Source organism: Pantoea cypripedii, assembly GCF_002095535.1.
GTDB classification, from domain to species: domain Bacteria; phylum Pseudomonadota; class Gammaproteobacteria; order Enterobacterales; family Enterobacteriaceae; genus Pantoea; species Pantoea cypripedii.
In genome coordinates, this window is record NZ_MLJI01000001.1 from 1,152,273 (window position 1) to 1,170,412 (window position 18,140).

15 protein-coding genes are annotated in these 18,140 nt (G+C 55.3%); 6 read left to right on the forward strand and 9 right to left on the reverse strand.

What is annotated here, in order from left to right; genetic code table 11:
- Positions 1-24 precede the first annotated feature (24 nt).
- Genes HA50_RS05215 through HA50_RS05230 form a run of 4 tightly spaced genes read right to left on the reverse strand, consistent with a single transcriptional unit; the run spans position 25 to position 5,769 of the window.
- Positions 25-1,239: an amidohydrolase family protein gene (locus HA50_RS05215; protein ID WP_084873326.1), complete on the reverse strand. Its 1,215-nt coding sequence runs from the start codon at positions 1,237-1,239 to the stop codon at positions 25-27.
- Complete coding sequence (locus tag HA50_RS05220) at positions 1,236-3,719, reverse strand: branched-chain amino acid ABC transporter ATP-binding protein/permease (protein WP_084873329.1); 2,484 nt, start codon at positions 3,717-3,719, stop codon at positions 1,236-1,238. The genes HA50_RS05215 and HA50_RS05220 overlap by 4 nt, the downstream gene beginning before the upstream one ends.
- Positions 3,716-4,579 carry a branched-chain amino acid ABC transporter permease gene (locus HA50_RS05225; protein ID WP_084873331.1) on the reverse strand — a complete coding sequence of 288 codons (864 nt, stop codon included), beginning with the start codon at positions 4,577-4,579 and terminating at the stop codon, positions 3,716-3,718. The genes HA50_RS05220 and HA50_RS05225 overlap by 4 nt, the downstream gene beginning before the upstream one ends.
- An 11-nt stretch (positions 4,580-4,590) precedes the next feature.
- Positions 4,591-5,769 (reverse strand): ABC transporter substrate-binding protein, encoded by a 1,179-nt coding sequence (locus HA50_RS05230; RefSeq protein ID WP_084873333.1) that lies wholly within the window; start codon positions 5,767-5,769, stop codon positions 4,591-4,593.
- A gap of 167 nt (positions 5,770-5,936) precedes the next feature.
- On the opposite strand from HA50_RS05230, the gene HA50_RS05235 reads away from it, so the two are divergent.
- Positions 5,937-6,338, forward strand: a complete 402-nt coding sequence (locus HA50_RS05235; protein WP_084873336.1) for a nuclear transport factor 2 family protein — start codon at positions 5,937-5,939, stop codon at positions 6,336-6,338.
- 62 nt (positions 6,339-6,400) lie between these two features.
- On the opposite strand, the gene HA50_RS31380 is transcribed toward HA50_RS05235, so the two are convergent.
- Complete coding sequence (locus HA50_RS31380; protein WP_158087398.1) at positions 6,401-6,568, reverse strand: hypothetical protein; 168 nt, start codon at positions 6,566-6,568, stop codon at positions 6,401-6,403.
- Between the two features lie 575 nt (positions 6,569-7,143).
- Here HA50_RS31380 and HA50_RS05245 point away from each other — a divergent pair.
- Positions 7,144-9,876 (forward strand): cation-transporting P-type ATPase, encoded by a 2,733-nt coding sequence (locus tag HA50_RS05245; RefSeq protein WP_084873342.1) that lies wholly within the window; start codon positions 7,144-7,146, stop codon positions 9,874-9,876.
- 32 nt (positions 9,877-9,908) lie between these two features.
- On the opposite strand, the gene HA50_RS05250 is transcribed toward HA50_RS05245, so the two are convergent.
- The gene (locus HA50_RS05250; RefSeq protein ID WP_084873345.1) at positions 9,909-11,012 is read right to left on the reverse strand and encodes an AI-2E family transporter; all 1,104 of its coding nucleotides are present in this window, start codon (positions 11,010-11,012) and stop codon (positions 9,909-9,911) included.
- Between the two features lie 183 nt (positions 11,013-11,195).
- Here HA50_RS05250 and HA50_RS05255 point away from each other — a divergent pair, with 183 nt between their 5' ends.
- The 3 genes from HA50_RS05255 (at position 11,196) to HA50_RS05265 (ending at position 13,693) form a co-directional block, all read left to right on the forward strand.
- Complete coding sequence (locus HA50_RS05255; RefSeq protein WP_084878351.1) at positions 11,196-11,429, forward strand: DUF1272 domain-containing protein; 234 nt, start codon at positions 11,196-11,198, stop codon at positions 11,427-11,429.
- An 853-nt stretch (positions 11,430-12,282) separates the two neighbouring features.
- Entirely contained in the window at positions 12,283-12,756 is a 474-nt protein-coding gene (locus tag HA50_RS05260) for an RcnB family protein (protein ID WP_084873347.1), read from the forward strand.
- Between the two features lie 109 nt (positions 12,757-12,865).
- Positions 12,866-13,693: a Cof-type HAD-IIB family hydrolase gene (locus HA50_RS05265; RefSeq protein WP_084873349.1), complete on the forward strand. Its 828-nt coding sequence runs from the start codon at positions 12,866-12,868 to the stop codon at positions 13,691-13,693.
- Positions 13,694-13,751: 58 nt separating this feature from the next.
- Here HA50_RS05265 and HA50_RS05270 read toward each other — a convergent pair whose 3' ends face one another.
- Positions 13,752-14,897, reverse strand: coding sequence for an iron-containing alcohol dehydrogenase (locus HA50_RS05270; RefSeq protein WP_167379237.1), 1,146 nt, complete (start codon positions 14,895-14,897; stop codon positions 13,752-13,754).
- A gap of 289 nt (positions 14,898-15,186) precedes the next feature.
- On the opposite strand from HA50_RS05270, the gene gntT reads away from it, so the two are divergent.
- A complete protein-coding gene (gntT, locus tag HA50_RS05275; protein ID WP_084873352.1) occupies positions 15,187-16,503 on the forward strand; it encodes a gluconate transporter in 1,317 nt (438 codons plus the stop codon).
- A gap of 39 nt (positions 16,504-16,542) precedes the next feature.
- Here the strand turns inward: gntT and HA50_RS05280 are convergent, their stop codons facing one another.
- Together HA50_RS05280 and HA50_RS05285 are read right to left on the reverse strand one after the other, a co-directional pair.
- The gene (locus HA50_RS05280; protein WP_084873355.1) at positions 16,543-17,625 is read right to left on the reverse strand and encodes a malate/lactate/ureidoglycolate dehydrogenase; all 1,083 of its coding nucleotides are present in this window, start codon (positions 17,623-17,625) and stop codon (positions 16,543-16,545) included.
- A gap of 106 nt (positions 17,626-17,731) precedes the next feature.
- Complete coding sequence (locus tag HA50_RS05285; protein ID WP_084873357.1) at positions 17,732-17,977, reverse strand: hypothetical protein; 246 nt, start codon at positions 17,975-17,977, stop codon at positions 17,732-17,734.
- Positions 17,978-18,140: the final 163 nt, after the last annotated feature.

Genomic DNA, 18,140 nt, shown 5'->3' on the forward strand with positions numbered 1-18,140 from the left:
CATTTCGTGCGCCGCTTCAGGCTTTCAGGGGCGATAGAGCGTTGCCTGCGGACGGGAAAAGGTTTGCCGCCCGCGCTTAAATCCGGCGATCGGCGGCGCTATCTGCGCCACAATCTGGTCGGCGCGTGCCACATCAAACACCACCATATCAGCCAGACATCCCGGTGCTAACCCATAGTCGGTTAAGCGCAACAGCTTTGCTGACTGGCTGGAGATCCAGCTCAGGCAGCGCAGCAAATCCGCCTGCGTTCCCAACTGGCGCACGTTGGCGAACAAATTGGCCTGACGCACCAGCGAAGCATCGCCAAAGGGCGTAAAGGGATTGGCGATATTGTTGGTGGAGAGCGAACACACCACGCCGCAGCGATCCAGTTCATCCAGCGGGGCTACGCCACGCGGTTGCAGTGCAAAGCGATCGCGCGCGGTGAGAAACAGGTCGGTGGCGGGCAGGGCAGTGACCTGCACACCGGCCCCGGCCAGTTTGCGGCCTAACTCATGCAGCTTATCCCTCGCCAGAATCGACAGCTTAGTGACGTGCCCGACAGTGACGCGGCCACCCCAGTTGGCAGCTTGCGTCTCATCGATCACGCAGTCAATCAGCCGATTCTCTGGCGCGAGATCGAAATCGAGGTGGAAATCGATATCGACATCGTAGCGTTGAGCCAGGGCGAATAGCCTGCGGATCTGTCCAGCCGGATCGCTGTCGGTATACGGACAGCCCCCCAGCAGATCCGCGCCCGATGCCAGCGCTTCACACAACAGTTCTTCGGTGCCGGGATTATTCAGCATCCCTTCCTGCGGAAACACGCAAAGTTGCAGATCCATCGCCCAGGCATATTCCGCCTGTAAACGGCGGATGGCACGAAAACCTTTCAGACCGATCACCGGATCGATTTCGATATGGGTACGCATACGCGTGGTGCCCTGCGCAATGGCTTGCTCCAGCACGCGGGCACCGCGTTGATAAACATCCTCTTCACTGAAATCGGCTTTGGCGCGTGCCGTTTCACGAATCGCCTCAGCCAGCGTACCTTCCTGCTGATGGCAACGATCAATGATGCAGGCTTTGTCGAGGTGGATATGGGTTTCCAGCAGACCGGGCAGCACCAGCGCACCGGCAAAATCCAGCGTCTCTGCCGGTCCACTCTGCGTAGCAACAAAATGCTCCCCGGCGATATGCAGGGTCTGCAATGCATCTTCACCCGGCACGCGGGCGTTGATGATGGTGAGTCGCTTCATGCGTTTCCTGCTCCCAGCCAGGCTTCTGCCAGATCCGCCTGCGCCAGCAAATCCTGCGCACGTCCGGCTTTCACCACTTCACCCGATTCCAGCACCAGCGCCCGGTCAGCAATGGTCAGGGCGAGGTTCGCCATCTGATCGACCAGCAGCAACGTGACACCTTCATTGCGCAATCCTGCCAGTGCGTCATATAACTCGCCGATCATCGCTGGCGACAAGCCCAGGCTGGGTTCATCCAGCAACAGGATCGAGGGGCGGGACATCAGCCCGCGACCGATGGCCACCATTTGCTGCTCACCGCCAGAAAGCAGCCCCGCCTGGCTGTGCAGACGATCGCGCAGACGGGGGAAGCGGCGCAGAATCGACTCCACTTCTGCCTGCGGATCGAGGCGTTGGCTACAGGCATATTGGCCGATCAACAGGTTTTCCAGCACGGTCATTTGCGGGAACAGTTGTCGGCCCTCCGGTACCAGCGCCAGGCCGCGCGCAGCGATCTGAGCGGCATTGAGTTCCTTGATCGAGTGATCGTGCAGATAGATCGCGCCGCTGCGTGCCGGATGCAGGCCCGCCAGCGTTTGCAGAATGGTTGATTTCCCGGCACCGTTTGCTCCGAGGATGGCGACGGTTTCGCCTGGATTCACGGTAAAGCTGACATTACGCACCACCGGCGCGGCACCATAATCCAGCGTCAGTTTATCCACCACCAGACCCGGTTCTCCGTTGGATCGCAGCGGCATCACGCGTGGCTTGCCGCGATATTCTGTACCGCCGAGATAGGCAGCGATCACCGCCGGATTGCGCTGCACTTCAGCCGGGTTGCCCTGTGCCAGCGGCTTACCGGCATCCAGCACCTGCAAACGATCACTCACTGCCATCACCAGCGCCATGTCGTGTTCAACAACGATCACCGCCAGACCAAAGCCAGCCAGACGACGCAGCAGCGGGATCAGCGCATCGGTTTCTTCCCGGCTCAGTCCGGCGGCGGGTTCATCCAGCAACAACAGGGCGGGATCCAGCGCCAGCGCACGGGCAATCTCCACCAGACGACGATCAACATGGGGCAGATCTTCTGCCGGGGTGTGCACCGAACCGCGATATCCCACCAGCGCCAGCAGTGCCATCGCCACCGCCTGTGCCTCCCGGCCCGGATGACGCCACGGCAAGCCCTGGCGGCCACGTTGCTGCGCCACCAGCAGGTTTTCCAGTACGCTCATGCCGCTGAACAGCTGGGTGGTTTGATAGGTGCGGGCGATTCCGGCACGCGCCACCCGCCACGCAGGCAGACCACGCAGTTCCTGTTGCAGACGGATGCTGCCGCTGTCGGCGCGATAGAACCCGCTGATCATATTCAGCACCGTGGTTTTACCGGCCCCGTTCGGTCCCATCAGTCCCAGGATTTCTCCGGCGCGCACGTTGAAGCTCACGTCTTTTGCCGCCTGCACGCCACCAAAACGGATGCCGATGCCTTCAACTTTCAGCACATCCTGGCCAGCACGCTGGAAGTGGCGTTGCAGCAGCGTTTCATCCGGAGTTTCCGGGGCGAATTGCGGGACGGGTTTGACCAGCCAGCGCGCCAGTGTGCCCAGCAGGCCACGCGGTGCCAGCCACAGTACGCTGAGCAGCAGCACGGCGAAAATCAGCAGACGATATTCGGCAAAGGATGACAGCAGCTCCGGCAGCACCACAATCAACAGCGCACCGAGCACCGGGCCGAACAGCGTGCCGCTGCCGCCCACCACCACGGCCAGTACAAACAGGATCGATTGAGAAAAAGGGAATGAATCCGGGTTGATAAACATCATCAGAGGCGCAACCAGGGTTCCGGCAGCACTGGCCAGCATGGCGGAGAGGGTAAACGCCAGCGTTTTGCTCACCACCGGATTAAAACCCAGCGAGCGCGCGGCAATGTCGCTGGCCTTGACGGCACGCATCGCCAGTCCCCACTGGCTGCGTTGCAGACGGGCAAACAGCGCCAGCGCCACAATCATCAGCAGGGCACAGCACAGCGCCAAACCCACGGTGGGGTCCAGCGGGCCAAAGTCCGGCATTGGGATGCCCATCAGGCCGTTCGAGCCGCCCGTCACCTCGCGCCACTCAATCAGGACATGGCGCACCACCAGTGCGAAGGCTATGGTGATCATCGCCAGGAACGGACCGCTGACGCGCAACGCCGGAATCGCCAGCAGCCCGCCAATCACACCACATACCAGCATGGCTGCCAGCATCGCGACGCCCAGTGGCACGCCGTTCATGGTCAGCCCTGCCGAAATATAGGCTCCGACGGCATAAAAAGCGATGTGGCCGAAGGAGATTTGCCCGCTCAGTCCCAGCAAAATATTCAGCCCAACCACCGTGGTGACAGCGAGGGCAAATAACGAAAACACCAGCAGGGCATAGCTGCCGAGCACGAAGGGCAGCAGCAGGCTCAGCAGCGCGACGGCTGCCAGCGCGAGTGCATTGAAGGGGAGGGTTTTGATCATACTTTTACCCTTAATTTTTGCCCAAACAGACCGTTCGGGCGCAGCGCCAGCGCCAGAATCACCAGTGAGAAAGTGAAGATTTGCGTGAAGGCGGAACCAAACCACAGCGTGACCAGCGCTTCGCTGAGGCCAAACAATAAACCGGCGACCCAGATACCGCTGCTACTGGCGAGGCCGCCAAGGATCGCTACCGCAAAGGCTTTCAACCCGAACAGCGTGCCCATATCGCTTTGGATGCTAAACAAGGGGGCGATCAACAAACCCGCCAGCGCAGCAAATACGGTGGAGAGGGCGAAGGCCACGGCGATCACCCGGTTGACGCGGATGCCCATTAATTGTGCCGCACGCGGATTTTGCACCGTGGCTTCCAGCACTTTGCCGATACGGCTGTAACGCCGCACCAGCGTCAGGGCCACGACGATCACCACGCCGGTCAGGGGGATCAGCAGGTTGATCAGTGACCATGAGGTACCGAACAGGGTAAAGGTGACGTCGGTCACCGGGAACTGGCGCGGTTCTTTGCCAAAGGTGAACATCGCGAGGTTATCGACCAGGATCCCGCCTGCCACCGTTGCCATCAGCCAGGCTTCGGAATTACGCGCCACAAACGGCCGCACCAGCAGGCGCTCAATCACGACGCCATACAGCGCGCAGCACAACAGTGTGGCGGGTAAGGCCAGCCACAAGGGCCAGCCAAATGTCACGTACAAACTGTAGCCAAGGGTAGCACCGACCATCATCGCGCTACCCTGAGCGAAATTCAGGGTGCGCGACACAATCCAGGTGATGTGAAAACCCAGCGCCAGCAGGGCATACATGCTGCCGAGGCTCAGTCCGGTGGACAGGGCAGTGCTCCACATAATCCGTCTCCTTACTCAGTGACTGGCAGGATCTGCTCGCCTTTGAACTGGGCGAAAACGTAATCTTTCGGCCCCAGCGCATCGTGCTGCTGCACGGTGAATGGTTGCTGGTAGTGCTTAATCAGTCCGTCATAGTCTTTGATGGCGTAGAAACCGTCGCGAATGGCGGTGCCATCGAGGCTGCTGGCGTTGTTAAGTGCCATCGCTGTCAGGTGCATCGCATCGTAAGCGTTGGCGATACCCACAGCCGGAGTGACATCCGCCAGCCCTTTGATTTGCGGATACTGTTTTTTCAGTTCATCCATCACCTGGTTGCCTTTGGCCGAATTGTGGTCGGTGAAGACAAAAGTCTGGATAAAGGTCACCTGATCGGCTCCCGGCCCTGCCAGCTCGCTGAAGCGTCCACCAGCCGGTCCCCAGTGCGAAACCACCGGCACCTGCCAGTTCATCTTATGCAGCGATTTAACCACCTGAGCAGAAGGGCCGACGTTGCCGACCATCAGCAGGGTGTTGGCACCGTCGTTTTTCAGGCGGGTCAGCTGCGGCACCAAATCAACATCGCTGTCTTCAATACGCTCGACGCCCGCTACCGGGATGTTGTTTTTCTGCAACGCGGCACGGAAGCCTTTCTCGTTTGATTCACCCCACGGGTTGTTGACCAGAATCATGCCGGCTTTTTTCATGCCTTTCTTTTCGCTGGCGTATTCCACCAGCGCTTCATCCACCAGTTCATCCACGGCGGAGACACGGAACACATAGTTTTGTTTCGCACCGTTATGGGTAATGCCAGTACCGGCGGCCCACAGTCCGACAAATGGCGTTTTCAGTTGATTAGCCAGCGGGACGATCGCCAGAGATACCGGGGTATCGAGGCCACCAAACAGCACGGCGACTTTTTCCCGTTGGATCAACTCACGCGCCGCCAGCATCCCTTTGCCGGGGTTACTTTCGTCATCGCGGCGTACCAGTTCCAGTGGATGGCCTTTTACGCCACCGGCAGCATTGATCTCGTTGATGGCGATGGTCAGCCCGCGCGTCAGGGCTTCACCTGATTTTGCTGATTGACCCGATAACGCCGTGACCAGGCCGACTTTGATCGGATCCGCTGCGATAGCGGCTGCCGACATCATGGTCATCACGGTCACGACAGCGCATTTACGCCAGTTTTTCAGTAACGATTTTCCGGACATCTCTCACCTCGGGTAGATTGCTAGCAATAATATTTTTATTTCTAGCAATTACGATGCCAGTTTGATATTGCTTAGAAACAGGCGCTTTTTAACGCAAGTTAGCGACAAAACTGCGCCATTTTGGTGCTGATGCGCCAGCGTTGTGCAAATTACCTTCAGGAGGCGTTATGTCTGGCATTGAGCAGGCAGTAGAAGTGGTGAAGAAGTTTCTGGCGGCATCGATGGCACCCGATGCGGTGTTAGCGGCAACCTATATGCATCCGCAGGTGAGCATTACCTTTACCGGTAAACGTGAGTTTCCCACCACCAAAGGGATCACCGATTTCAATGGGGCACGTTATAAATGGGTGAAGAAGTCACTCGGGCAGTTTGACTGGATGGATCGCGGCGATCATGTGGTGGTGTACTCCAACGGCACGCTGTATGGGGAATGGCCGGATGGTCAGCCTTTTGCTGGCAACCGTTATCTGGATCGTTATGAAGTCCGCGACGGATTGATCGTGAAAATGGATGTGTGGAACGACAGCGCCGAATGGATACTGGCGCCGGAAATTGGCCGGGTGGCGTAGTTCTTCGCCATGGCGGCGTGATGAATTGCGCGATAAATCGCGCCGCTACAACCTGGCGCTGGCTAGCTGCTGGCGTTTTGCGCATCGAAACTGATATACAGATTTTCCGGCATGCTGAAAATCCTCTCCAGCGACAACATGTTTTTCGCGCCGGTATCAATATTGGTCGGAGCCAGGCGCGGGCCTTCAGCATTATTTTTTGATTCAGTGGATTTAATAACGTGCGGCACTATCATTCCCGTTATTTTCTTATTATCACAACCAATAAGAACCAGACAGCACAGCAGTGCGGTGAGTATCGGCCAGTTATTCATTTTTCTCGTCCCTGTAAGTAACAGTGGGGGGAATATAATGGCATATCCCGGACGAAATACTGATTACCCGCAAAGTTTGCTATGAAAATTAAATTTCCCCGTCTCCGTTTAACTCCGGTTAAATGTTGTTTGTGCTACACAGCCAGCCATGACACGATATTAAAGGTCAGCAGGCCAACCAGTGTGGTAGCGATCATAGCACCTAAAACAAAGAAAATAACTAATTTAACTGATTGTTTTTGAATTGGTTTCATTGGATGCCTCGTCGCTGAATAAAAACAAAATAGATAGCCAGTAACCTCTTATTATTTGTGGGTTAGAATCTTCTTACCCTGATAATAATTTACCCTGGTTACTAGCCCGCACTGAATTATCGTGGCAGCTTTTAACTGAGGAAAACATGATGTCGGTCATCACGCTAGCGGGAAATATTATTAAAGTATCATTTTTATTTTGCTTTTCATTAATTGAGTAAATCGCGCGGGGTAATTATGAACATCATTCCTTTTGAGGCGAGGCGAACGGAAGCATCCGATCGGCCTTTATATCAGCAAGATAGTACGGCGGCATTTACGGCATTAAATAGCTCTCCGTCAGGATTAAGTGGTGAAGAGGCGCAGACGCGGCTGCGCGATCATGGTCCTAATGTTCTGCCGCAGAAGCAGGGCAAATCTGCTTTCATGCGTTTTATTGCCCACTTTAAAGATGTGCTGATTTATATCCTGCTGGCCGCTGCGGTGATCACCGCGCAGATGGGCCACTGGGTCGATACCTTTGTCATTCTCGGCGTTGCTGTCATCAACGCACTGATTGGATATATCCAGGAAAGTAACGCCGAGAAGTCATTGAAAAGCATTCAGAATATGCTGTCGAACGATGCCATCGTGTTGCGTGAAGGGTTGCAGGCGACCGTGGCAACGCAAAATATCGTGCCAGGGGATGTGGTGATGTTGCGTCCAGGCGACAAAATCCCGGCCGACTTGCGTCTGTTCGAAGTCCATAACCTGCGCGTCGAAGAAGCGATTCTCACCGGTGAATCCACCGTGGTGTCGAAAAACACCGCTGCGCTGGAGGGGGAAAAATCCCTCGGTGACCGCGTCAATCTGGCTTATTCCGGCACCACCGTCAGCGCGGGTACTGCTGCGGGGGTGGTGATTGCCACCGGTGGCGATACGGAACTGGGCCATATCAATGCAATGATCTCCTCGATTGAGGAGGCAAAAACCCCGTTGCTGGTGCAGATCGATAAACTCGGTAAAGCCATTTTCGCCATCATTCTGCTGATGATGGCGGGTCTGTTCGTGTTTGGTTTTCTGCTACGCGACATCCCGCTGGGGGAGTTGTTGCTGTCGGTGATCAGTCTGGCGGTGGCGGCGGTGCCGGAAGGGTTGCCGGCCATTATCTCCATCATTTTGTCTCTTGGTGTGCAGTCGATGGCGCGCAATCAAGCCATTATTCGCAAATTGCCGACGGTGGAGACCCTCGGGGCAATGTCGGTCATTTGCTCCGACAAAACCGGCACCCTGACCATGAACGAGATGACGGTGAAGGCGGTGGTGCTGGCCGACAGCCAGTGGCGTATCAGCGGCGATAGCTATGAACCCAAAGGTGAGTTTCACGCTGAGGTCAGTGCCAGCGGCGTGTCCGCGGCACAGGATGAGGTGTTGCAGGGCTTTTTACAGATTGTCGATATCTGCAATGAAAGCCAGCTGCATCAGGACACCCACGGTCATTGGGGCATCGTCGGCGGCCCCACCGAAGGGGCGTTAAAGGTGCTGGCGGCAAAAGCGGGTATCAGGTCCGACAGAGTCGACGTGGTCAGTAAGCTGCCGTTTGATTCGCTATACAAATATCAGGCGGTCAGTGCGGTCATTGATGGCAAACCCGGCATTATGCTGACCGGTGCGCCGGATGTGCTGCTGTCCCTGTGCCAGCAGCAGCAGGGTGATCAGGGCGTCGCGCCGCTCGATCGTGCGTATTGGGAACAGGCCATCAGCACCTACGCCAGTGAAGGTTTACGCACCGTGGCCGCCGCATGGCGCTGGTTACCGGTGGCTAAACAGACGCTGGACCATGACGATTTGCGTGACGGCATGGTGTTGCTCGGCCTGGCCTGCATGATGGATCCGCCGCGTCCGGAAGCCATTACCGCCATTCGGGACTGCCAGCAGGCCGGTATCCGCGTGAAGATGATCACCGGCGATCATCAGGAAACGGCGATGGCAATTGGTCAGATGTTGGGTATCGGCAACAGCCAGTCGGCGGTGACCGGTTATCAGCTGGAGCATATGGATGATGCCGAGCTGAGCGTGGCGGCGCAGAAGTATGACATTTTTGCCCGCACCAGCCCGGAGCATAAACTGCGCCTGGTGAAGGCGCTGGCGTCGGTGGGCGAAATAGTTGGTATGACCGGCGATGGCGTGAATGATGCGCCTGCGCTGAAGCAGGCCAATGTCGGTATCGCGATGGGGATCAAAGGCACGGAAGTGACCAAAGAAGCCGCAGATATGATCCTCGCCGATGACAACTTCGCTACCATCGCTGCGGCGGTGAAAGAGGGGCGTCGTGTCTATGACAACCTGAAGAAAACCATCCTGTTTGTAATGCCGACCTGTTTTGCCCAGGGGTTATTGATCATCATTGCGATTCTGATGGGCAACCTGTTGCCGTTAACCCCGGTGCAGATTCTGTGGATGAACATGGCAACCTCGGCCACGCTTTCCTTTGGCCTCGCCTTTGAACCGGCGGAAAACAACATCATGCGCCGTCCACCGCGTAACGTGCGCAGCAATGTGATGGATGGGTTCGCCATCTGGCGTGTGGTGTTTGTCGGCCTGCTGATCTCGGTCAGCGCCTTTATGCTGGAAGCCTGGTTGCAGCCGCGCGGCTACAGCCCGGAGTTTATCCGTACCGTGCTGTTGCAGATGCTGGTCACGGCGCAGTGGGTGTATATGCTCAACTGTCGTAACAGCGACGGCTTCTCACTGGATGCCGGTCTGCTGAAGAATCGGGGGATCTGGCTGGTGACCGTGGTGCTGATTCTGCTCCAGGCATTGATCATCTATGTGCCGTTGATGAACACCTTGTTCGGTACGCAACCGCTGCCGCTGAAATACTGGTTGATCGCCTTAGTGGTCAGCGCCGGTATCTTTGTGCTGGTGGAGATAGAAAAACGCCTGACGCGCGGCTGGCGTGCATCAGGCGAGCAGGAGATGGTGCGATAATTCTCGTGGCGGGTGCCGTTCGGCACTCGCCCTTAATCGCGTTTTTTACCCTCTTCGATAAATTCTTCGTCAATTTCCTCAACGTTATCGCGATTGTCGCGCCCGGAGAGCAGATTCCAGCAGGCGATAAACAGCGCGGCGATCAGTGGTCCGATAACGAAGCCGTTGATGCCGTACACTTCCATGCCGCCGAGGGTGGCGATCAGAATCATATAGTCCGGCATTTTGGTGTCTTTCCCCACCAGCAATGGGCGCAGAATATTATCCACCAGACCCACCACCACCACGAAAAAGCCGATCAGGAAGAACCCTTTCCACAGCGCGCCAGTGGCGAAGAAGAAAATGGTTGCCGGTACCCACACGATAGCGGAACCAATTGCCGGAACCAGCGACAGGAACGCCATCAGCGCGCCCCACAGCAGGCTGCCGTCAATGCCGGTGAACCAGAAGGCCAGTCCGCCCAGTACCCCCTGAACCACCGCGACCACCACCGTGCCTTTAACCGTGGCGCGGGATACAGCGGCAAATTTCAGCAGCAGGTGATGCTTCACATGAGTGGAGAGCGGCAGTGATTCCAGGATCAGGTTGACCAGCCAGGCTCCGTCTTTCAGCAGGAAAAACAGCAGGTACAACATCACGCCAAAACCCACGGTAAAGGTGAAAGTGCCTTTGCCAATGATGAACACGCTGCCTGCCATGTACTGGCCACCCTTGAGGGCAAAACCGGAGAGTTTTTCCTGAATTTGCGCGGCATTATTCAGGTGATGCTCGGACAGGTAATTGCGCGCCCACTCGGGCAGATGCTGAAACAGATCGGCAAACACCGCGGGAAACTGCGAGGAGTTGTTTTGCAGTTTGTTGTAGACGGTATTGATCTCCACTACCAGCGACGACGTGACGATCGCCAGTGGTGTGAAGACGATCAGGCAGATAATCAGCAGCGTAATCAGCGAAGCCAGTCCATTACGATCCCCCAGTTTCTGCCGCAGCAGTGATTTCAATGGATGGAAAATCACTGCCAGAATCGCCGCCCACAAAATGGCGGAGAAGTAAGGTGCGAGCACATCAAAAAACGCCACCGTGACAATCGCCAGGATGACAATGAAAAAACCGATATTCAATCCTTTAACTTGCATTAACACGTCTCTTAGATAATGGGGACGAATGAACTATAGAAGGTCTGATGGGGAATGTAACAAATTCGGATGACAGGAAACCGGCCAACTGATGTCCTGATTTGTCCCTGCTTCGTCCGGTCCGGGGCTGGTCAGGCACCGTCACCAGCAGCGATGATGGCATTTCACCAACAGGAGAAAACCATGCTGGAATTACGTCCCAACTGTGAATGCTGCGATAAAGATTTACCGCCGGAAGCGCCTGATGCGCATATCTGTTCGTTCGAATGTACCTTCTGCGCCCGCTGTGCCAGCGAGGTTCTGCATGAACGTTGCCCCAACTGTGGTGGGGAGCTGGTGCGACGCCCCATCCGTCCGGCTGCTGAGCTGCTACTGCATCCGGCTTCGACCACGCGCCATAAATCGACGTTGCGCTGACTGACATTTTTTCCACCGGCAGTTTCTGCCAAAGCAAATACCTGAACATGAGTATTACACAGGGTATTATTCGCTTCATCTTTAGGGTGGAAAAAGAAAAGAATCTCCAGAAGGCTGGTTCAGGCAGAATTAACGCATCTGATAAACTTCGTTAATAATGCTAATATTGAGCTCTGTATTAATCACGGTTGTGTATTAAATCTTCCTGGCAGGAATTTATACCAATTGGTGAAAAATAAAATTTGTCTTAGCGGAAGTGAGACGTAAAGTTTTGCCAGTGATGGATGGGTTTTTGTATTGATTTTAATGATTTTTTTATGATTTCAGGGTGACGTCCTCCTGAAGTTAGTTGAACGGGTAAAATAACGTATGATTTGTGCTGGTCGGAGCACAGACCTTATTCCCTGTAAAATGATACTGCGCAATACATTATTTCTTTAACCCGCTAACTCTTTACGTATTTTTCCGAAAAATAGTCATTTTTAAAAGTTTTTTTCATTTTTAAATGGTATTGTTTATCGGCAATGCTAGTGATGTGGCGTTGTGTGCTTCAGTTTTACCCTCACTTTTTGCAGGGTTCTCCCTCTTTATGCAATAAATGGAAATTGATTCCTCCCGATCCCTGCGATCGGGCTTTCTTTTCTCTTCCGCTGGTTTCCGCATGGCAAATATTGCTGCTTTTTCGGTCCATTCAATGTCAGTACAGACACAAGTGTTAAGAAAGCGATAAACCGAGGTAATTTATTGTAAGACGGCGGTTTTTTAGGAATTTTGGAAATGCGCTTTTGCCTCCATATCATCAATAGTATTGCTTAACGGCGCTACCATTGCCGTTATCATTGGAGGCAACACCATGAAAAAAACAACATTAACGCTAGTCGCTTCGCTTATTGCATGCAGCTCACTGATTTCCAGCGTTTCCTGGGCCGATGGTCCGGGCGATCAACACTGGCAGCCACACGGTGGCAACCAGCATCAGGATCACGGTAATGGCCCCGATCATGGTGGCAATCGTGGTCCCGACCATGGCTATGACCGTGGCCCGGATCGGGGTAACGATCATAACGATCATTATGCTGGCCGTCCGATGCCGCAAGATCATCATGGCGGCGATCGTTTCGCCTGGAATGGTCATGACTTCCGTCGTGGCTACCCGGCACCGCCGGAGTACCGTGGTCCGCATTATCGCGTTGATGACTGGCGTGGACACGGTCTGTACGAACCGCCACGCGGCGAGCACTGGGCGTATATCGACGGTAACTATGTTCTGGTCGCGGCAGCCACCGGTATCATCACCGCCATTCTGCTGAATAACGCGTTCAACTAATCTCCCGCAGACGGATGGCACTCGCCATCCGTCTTTTCGCTGTTTTCTCCTCCCTGCCAGGCTATCCTGTAAAGCGTCTGTTTTCCTTTCAAAGCGCTAAGGAGTGATGATGGCCGTGGTAAAAATGGTGGCGGTGGATATGGACGGCACCTTTCTCGACGATAAAAAACAGTACAATCGCGCACGTTTTCAAGCCTGTTACCACCAGATGCAACAGCGTGGCATCAAATTCGTGGTCGCCAGCGGCAACCAGTATTATCAACTCAAATCTTTCTTCCCCGACATTGCCAGTGACATCGCTTTTGTGGCGGAGAATGGCGCGTGGATTATCGACCGTGATGAAGAGTTGTTCTGCGGCTCTTTCTCACGTGATGACATCCATGCGGTGATGGATACGCTGCAACGCGGCCACTATCCCGACCTGAAATACCTGATCGCCGGTCGTAACAGCGCTTACTACTTCTCGGGTGTCGATGAACAATGGCTGACGAAGATGCGCCATTACTGCCATCGGCTAACCGCCATCGACAGCCTGAGTGACACCGGTGATGACAAACTGTTCAAGTTTGCCCTTAACCTCTACGACGACTATGTGGCGATTCTGATGGCCGATATCGAGCGTTTGCATCATGGGGCTGCGGCAGCGACGTCCAGCGGCCATGGTTCGGTGGATTTGATTGTGCCGGGCCTGCATAAAGCCAATGGCCTGCGCTTGCTGCAAACCCGCTGGGGCATCAACAATGATGAAGTGCTGGCTTTCGGCGATGGTGGCAACGATCTTGAAATGCTGGCGCAGTCTGGCTTCAGCTTTGCCATGCAAAATGCCCCGCAACGCGTGAAACAGGCGGCGCGCTATCAGGCGCCGTCCAACAATGACGAGGGCGTGTTGCAGGTGATTGAGCAGATGCTGGCAGGGCAGGGGCCGTTCCAGGTTTGAGACATGATGGTAACGGCGCAATACACTGCGCCGTTACCGGGTTGTGTGTCTGACAGGATTAAACAATCGGCCAGGCGGCGGCGATCATGTCGCGCAGGATTTCCGGGTCGTAGCTGACCCAGCCGTTTTTACTGTTCGCGCGGGCCACTATCCACTCCACCTCGGTGGTGGATAAGGCTGGGCCATCCAGCCAGAACGGCATGATGGCATGCTGTTGCAGCCAGGCTTTTAATGCAAGCGCCGGTGGTGCCGGATCCTCTGGCAACAGTTGCTGCGCCAGTTGTGCCATCAGGCGCTGCTGTTCGGGATGTTCACTTTCGGCCAGTACCTCAAGGAACGGAAACAGCAAACGTCCGCAGACTTCCCCATGATGGAAAGGTTTAATCGCCCCCAGCTCACCGGCGATGCCGTGGATCACACCTAATCCGGCGCTGCTCAGACATACGCCGCCCAGCCAGGAAGCCATCATCATCGCTTCGCGTGCGTCATCACCAGCCTGGTCGTTGCGATTGAGCGCAGGCCAGGCTTTAAAGAACAGTTGCAAACCATTCAGCGCCATTTGCTGGCTGAACAGATTGCCTTTGCGTGACAGATACGCCTCAAACAGATGGGTGAAGGCGTCAATGGCGCAGGTCGCCAGCACCGAATCCGGCGTTCCTCTCAGTAAATCCGGGTCGAGAATTGCCACCTGTGGCACAAATACCGGATGACGTAGCGAGGCTTTCACCTGGATATTTTGCTGATCGGTCACGACGGCATTCTGCGTCGCTTCGCTGCCGGTACCGGCGGTAGTGGGAATGGCGATCAGCGGCAATGTTACGGGCTGCACCGGCGTATCACCGACCTTTTCCAGATAACGCGCGGTCGGCAGCGGGTGTTGCATCATGGCGCTAAAGGCTTTGGCTGCGTCCAGCACGCTGCCACCACCAATCGCCACCACGCGATCCACATGACCCCGCCAGCGCGTGACCCAGGCATCGATCTCAGCGGGCGATGCTTCATGGCTGACGATCTCATAACCAAGAATGTGATCGTTGAGTGCCGTACCCAGGCGCGCCCAGGCCGGACCGTTGAGAAACGAGCGACCACAGAACAGCAACGTGGGCTGTGGATTCGCGGCAAGCAACGGCACCAGCCGGTCAATACTGCCACGGGCAAACAGGGTTTGTTGATTACTGTACAGCTCAATCAGATTCTCACTCACCTGCAGATCCTTTTTCATAGGCGGAAAACCCCTAGTGTAACCAAACCCCCCTGGCTGTCGGGACAAACATTCTGATAACTGACCGGCAAAAATTTGATCACCTTCTCAATTCAGAAATTCACCTGGCGTAGCAGGTGATTTCTTCATCTTGTTACCCTTAACATGATACCGGTAACAAGATGCATCGCGATGTAACAACATCTCAAATGCTGCTGTATCCATCGTCCTCAGGACTTATCACAACAAACCGCTGCCGGTGAAAGACCGTGCAAAAAGGTGGAGAAAAATTATGCCATTACTCTACGTGGCAATTGGCGTGGCGTTACTGCTACTGCTGATGATTCGCTTCAAACTGAACGGATTTATCGCGCTGATTCTGGTGGCGCTGGCGGTCGGCATGATGCAGGGCATGCCCGTCAATAAAGTGATTGGCTCGATCAAAACCGGTGTCGGCGGCACGCTGGGCAGCCTGGCGCTGATCATGGGGTTCGGTGCCATGCTGGGCAAACTGCTGGCCGATTGTGGTGGCGCACAACGCATTGCCACCACGCTGATTGAAAAGTTCGGGCAAAAGCATATCCAGTGGGCGCTGGTGCTGACGGGCTTCACCGTGGGCTTTGCGCTGTTTTATGAAGTGGGCTTTGTGCTGATGCTGCCGCTGGTGTTCAGCGTTGCCGCGTCTGCGCGGGTGCCATTGCTGTTCGTGGGCGTGCCAATGGCGGCTGCGCTGTCGGTCACGCACGGCTTTTTACCACCACATCCGGGTCCAACCGCGATTGCCACGCTGTTCAATGCGGATATGGGCAAAACCCTGCTGTTCGGTACCCTGCTGGGCATTCCTACCGTTATTCTGGCGGGACCGGTCTACGCACGTTTTCTGAAAGGTATCGATAAACCGATCCCGCAAGGACTGTGGAACCCGAAAACCTTCAGCGAAGCGGAAATGCCGGGCTTTGGCGTCAGTGTTGGCACCGCGCTGGTGCCGGTGATTCTGATGGCGCTGCGTGCGGTGGCCGAAATGGTCCTGCCAAAAGGACATGTGATCCTGCCTTACGCTGAGTTCTTTGGCGATCCGATCATGGCGACGCTGATTGCGGTGCTGATTGCGATCTTCACCTTCGGTCTGAATCGCGGACGCAGCATGGATGAAGTGATGGGCACATTAAGTGACTCGATCAAAATCATCGCCATGATGCTGCTGATTATCGGTGGTGGCGGGGCGTTTAAGCAGGTGCTGGTGGATAGCGGTGTCGATAAATATATCGCCAGCATGATGCATGAAACCAATGTTTCCCCGATCTTTATGGCCTGGTCAATTGCGGCGGTGCTGCGTATCGCCCTGGGTTCCGCTACCGTGGCGGCGATTACGGCGGGGGGCATTGTGGCGCCGCTGATTGTCACCTCTGGTGCCAGCCCGGAACTGATGGTGATTGCCGTTGGCTCAGGCAGCGTGATTTTCTCTCACGTCAACGATCCGGGATTCTGGCTGTTTAAGGAATATTTCAACCTGACGATCGGTGAAACCATTCGCTCCTGGTCAGTGCTGGAGACCATCATCTCAGTCTGCGGTTTAGTGGGTTGTCTGCTGCTGTCGATGGTGATTTGATGTGAAGATGCTGAGGCATGTCGCCTCAGCATTCGCGGTCTACTGCGCCAGTGCGCGGAAGGCCGCCAGTTCTTCTTCTGGCATCCCCGCCTGTAAAGCCGCCTGGCAAATTTTGTCCCAGCTATTGGTATCCAGCGGAATGCCTTCGCGTTCACGCTCCAGACGATTGTTCTCTTCCCATTCGCCCGGTATCTGAATCGGCGCATCGCCGCTTTGTGGCGAACGTTTTACCCAACTGAGGAAGGCTTCCGCTTCCTGCTGCATTGCGGGCGCATCAAAAGCTTCCGGATTCACGATGATGGTGGTCATGCAGTTGAAGATGGCATCGTGGCAGCTCACCAGGGTTTCGTCATGTGTGGTGCGTCCACCTGACAGCGCACCGCCGAGAATTTCACACATGGTAGCCAGTGCATAACCCTTATGCAGCCCAAACGGCAGCAGCGAGCCATAAGGTTCCTGATGCATCACGCCAGGTTCGGTGGTGCCTTTGCCCTGATGATCGATCAGATACCCCGGTGCAACCTGCTGTTCTTTGTTCCATGCCACACGGGTTTTGCCGAAGGCAATGCCGCTGGTGGCGAAATCAAGCAGCAGCGGTTTGGCGTTGGTGCGCGGGAAAATGGCACAGAAGGGGTTAGTACCAAAACGCCGGTCGCTGCCGTTGAACGGTGCAACCATCGGGTCACCCGCGACGTTGACGAAGTGAAAAGAGACAAACCCGGCAGCCGCACATTGTTCAGCCCAGTGACCGATGCGCCCGATATGATGCGAATCGTGCAGGCCAACGGCGGCGATACCAAATTTTGCCGCGCGCTCGATCCCCATCTTCATGGCTTCCCATGCGGCGACCTGGCCAAAACCATTATGGCCGCTCAGAGTCAGCACCGCGCCGACATCTTTTTCAACCGTGGTGTGCTGATTCAGCTGCAAAAAACCCTGAGAGAGAGAAACCATGTAACTCGGGATCATGCCTACGCCATGCGAATCATGACCCGCCAGATTCGCTGCCACCAGGTGGTCGGCGACCAGCCGTGCTTCGTCGGCACTACTGCCTGCATGTAACCAGATAGCTTGTACAAATTGATGGAGCCGGGAAGAAGGGATACGAAGAAGGGCACTCACGCGGTTGATCTCCTTTCAAAATAGGTACTCCATCCTGCGACGAATGCTTAATAACGGCAAGTGAGAATTGTCGAAAGCAAAGGGCCACAAGATGTGGCCCAAAAACTCAGTGCGGTTGTTCAAAACCCGCTTTAACCATTTGGTCGCGCAACGCGCGGGTAATCTCACGGTTCCCACCCGTGACAGGGTAAATAACATTGTTGACGACATCGTCAAGATAATGTTCTTCAAACTCCTGCATGGTGAGCTGGGTGCCACCTTCGTCATTGATGGCAATGCTTCCTCTGATGTGATTGCCATAGTCCTTTGCCTTCAGGCTATAACGCCCCATGCTGGTATTTATCGTGCTCATATAATCTCCTTGTTACTTAGGCAGTGATAACAATTGAGGCCTGCTACAGGCGCTGTAAGTTTAGACAGTAGGCGGCGGGAGAACGAAGCGGCAAAGTTAAGAAAAATCTGTAGCTGCGACCGGCCTCGCAGAAATAATCATCAGCTAAACGAAACCACAGCAT